General features: G+C 66.6%; 3 protein-coding genes. All 3 read left to right on the top strand.

Going from position 1 to position 3,152, the window contains the following annotated elements:
- Positions 1 to 380, top strand: a 380-nt coding sequence (locus AC3AYF_RS17000; RefSeq protein ID WP_487780063.1) for a hydroxyacylglutathione hydrolase C-terminal domain-containing protein, incomplete at its 5' end; no start/stop codon positions are given.
- 78 nt (positions 381 to 458) lie between these two features.
- Positions 459 to 1,619 carry a transglycosylase SLT domain-containing protein gene (locus AC3AYF_RS16995; RefSeq protein ID WP_295036271.1) on the top strand — a complete coding sequence of 387 codons (1,161 nt, stop codon included), beginning with the start codon at positions 459 to 461 and terminating at the stop codon, positions 1,617 to 1,619.
- Between the two features lie 102 nt (positions 1,620 to 1,721).
- Positions 1,722 to 3,152, top strand: a 1,431-nt coding sequence (locus AC3AYF_RS16990) for an extracellular solute-binding protein (protein WP_487780062.1), incomplete at its 3' end; no start/stop codon positions are given.

The following is a 3,152-nucleotide window of genomic DNA, read 5'->3' as shown; positions in this document are numbered from 1 at the left end:
TCTATCTCGTGACGGATTTTCGGCAAACCGCACCGAAAATGCCGGATCACGAGATCGCGGAGGCCGGCTTCTTCCCGCTCGACGCGCTGCCGGAAGACACGCTGGTGTTCGCCGCCCACGAATACACCCTGGCCAACCTAGCTTTTGCCGCCGCCGCCGAGCCCGACAACGCGATCCGGGACAGCTACCGGGCCGAGTGCCAGAGGGCGCGCGATCTCGATCGCCCCACCCTGCCGACCACCCTGGGCCGGGAGCGTCAGATCAACCCCTTTCTGCGCATCGGCGATCCGGGACTGCTCGAGACGCTTCGCCAGCAGGGGCCCGTCGATGACGACGCCACCGCGTTCGCCACGCTGCGAGCCTGGAAAGACCGATTCTGACCATCACCGTGAAAGACGAGGGTATCCACCGCCCGGTCGCGTCGATCGGCCAGCGGTGTCATCAAGGATGTTGAACGCATGAATTTTCGAACCGGACGCTGCCGGATCCTCGTCGGCCTCACCGGCGGCCTGCTGCTGTCGACGCTGCCCTTGGCGGCCATGGCCAAGGAAGCTCCGGATACGGCGAGCAGCGCGTCCCGGCACTCGTTCTGGTCCGCTCTCGCCCTGCAAGGGCGTAGCGCCCCCGATGTCTGGAGCCGGCTGCGCAAGGGCTTCCGGCTGTCCCACGAAACGGCCAACCCCAGGGTCGCCGAATGGCTCGACTGGTATCGCGCCCACCCGCAGCACGTCGAAAGAGTCGCCTCGCAGGCCAAGCCCTGGCTGCGCTGGGTGACGCAGCAGCTGGAATCCCACCACCTGCCCAGCGAAATCGCGCTACTGCCGTTCATCGAGAGCGGCTACGACCCGACGGCCACCAACCCCGGCGGCGCCGCAGGCCTGTGGCAGTTCATGCCGGCAACCGGCGATGCGATGGGGCTGTCGCGCACGGCCTGGTACGACGGGCGTCATGACGTGGTCGCCGCCACCCAGGCGGCGATGAACTACATCCAGCAGCAGGCGGATCGCTGGTACGACGGCGATATGCTGCTGGCGCTGGCTGCCTACAACGCCGGCGCCGGCACGGTGAACGCCGCCCGCGAGGCCGCCGCCAATCGCGGCGAGCCGATCGACTACTGGCACCTGCGGTTGCCCGCCGAAACCATGGATTACATCCCGCGCCTGCTGGCGCTCTCCGAAGTGGTCGCCGAGCCGGAGCGATACGGCGTGATCCTGCCGTCGATTCCGGACAAGGTCCAGTTTGCCCAGGTCGAGACCGACGGCCCCTTGACACTCTCGATGGCTGCCGAGCTTGCGGGCGTCGACCCGCAGACGCTGCGGGCGCTGAACCCGGGATTCAAGCGGGCATCGACCCGGCCGCGCGACGATGCCAGTATCCTGATACCGGTGGCGGCCAAGCAGCGTTTCCTGGCCAATCTCGCAACGCTGCCCGCCTCGGAGCGCACGGTGATGAACCGCTACGTGGTTCGTCGCGGCGATACGCTCTCCGCCATTGCCGCGCGCTTCGGGGTCAGCATCGGCGAGATCCAGCGCGAAAACGGCCTCGACGGCAGCACCATCCGCATCGGACAGGCGTTGACCGTCCCGTCAACGGCGCTGGCCCAGAACAGCCACCGATAGTTCTCCGGAGATAGCGCCTTGAAATCATGGTCGTTGCCGATAAGGCGTGTCGGAACGCCTGCCACCCGCGCAGGCATCGCCACCGGAAGCAGGATGTCGACGATGGCCGGATTTCGATGGCTACTGGCGGTCATCACACTGGCGCTGGCCGCCCCGCTGCCGGTATCTGCCGATGGCCAGCTTCATGACCCCGGAACAGCGCCTGGCGATGTCCCGACCGTGCACGCCATCGCGCTCTACGACGACCCGGGGCTGCCCGCGGACTTCGAGCATCTGCCCTACGCCAACCCCGAGGCACCCAGAGGCGGTACCTTGCGCCGGGCCGCCAACGGGAGTTTCGACTCGACCAACCCCTTCATCATCCAGGGCACACCGGCGGATGGGCTCAATCAGATCTACGACACGCTGATGGAGTCCAGCGCCGACGAGCCTTTCACCATGTATGGGCTGCTGGCCGGCGGAATCCGGCTCGACCCGGAGCGTCACTGGATGGAGATCGACCTCCGGCCCGAAGCCCATTTTCACGATGGACACCCAGTCACCGCCGAGGATGTGGTGTTCAGCTTCCGGCTGCTGCGCGACAAGGGCTCGCCCTTCTATCGCGCCTACTACGCCAGCGTGGAGTCGGTCTCGGCGCTGGACGAACGGACGGTGCGATTCGAGTTTTCGAACAATCAGTCGAGAGAGCTGCCACTGATCCTGGGTCAACTGCCGGTGTTGCCCAAGCACTACTGGCAGGAACGCGACTTCACCCGCCCCACGCTGGACAAGCTCCTGGGGTCCGGCCCCTACGAGATCGCCGAGATCGACCCCGGCCGGCGCATCGTCTATCGCCGGGTCGCGGACTACTGGGGCCGCGATCTGCCGCTCAATCGGGGGCGCTACAATATCGACCGCCTGGTCTACGACTATTTCCGCGACCAGTCGGTCGCCCTGGAGGCGTTCATGGCCGGCGCGCTGGACATGCGCATCGAAAGCAGCGCCAAGAACTGGGCCACCGCCTACGACACGCCGGCAGTCGAGGATGGCGCCATCCAGCGGGTGATCGTGCCGGATGGGCAGCCCGCCGGCATGCAGGGATACGTGATCAACACGCGCCGGGCGCAGCTCGGCGACCCGAGAGTCCGCCGCGCGCTGGGGCTCGCGTTCGATTTCGACTGGGTCAACCGGCACCTGTTCTACGGCGCCTATCAGCGTACCGAGAGCTACTTCCAGAATTCGGAGATGGCGGCCAGGGGATTGCCCGGAGACGACGAACTGGCGTTGCTCGAACCCTATCGCGACCGACTGCCCGCCGCGGTATTCGACCAGCCACTGCCGATAGCGCAACCGGAAGCGCTCCGCCCGCGCCTGCGCAAGGCGCTGGAGCTGTTGCGCCAAGCCGGCTACGACGTGCGCGACGGCACGCTGGTGAATCTCGAGACCGGTCGGCCATTCACCCTGGAGTTCCTGATCTACGACAGCCAGTGGGAGCGTATCACCCAGCCCTTCGTACGCAATCTGGAGCGGCTCGGCATTCGCAGCAAGATCCGG

It is taken from the genome of Salinicola sp., from assembly GCF_982684285.1.
This window is presented reverse-complemented; position numbering and strand designations above follow the sequence as displayed.

Coding starts and splice junctions, on each gene's coding strand:
- AC3AYF_RS16995 (WP_295036271.1), top strand. CDS start 459: ATGAATTTTCGAACCGGACGCTGCCGGATCCTCGTCGGCCTCACCGGC.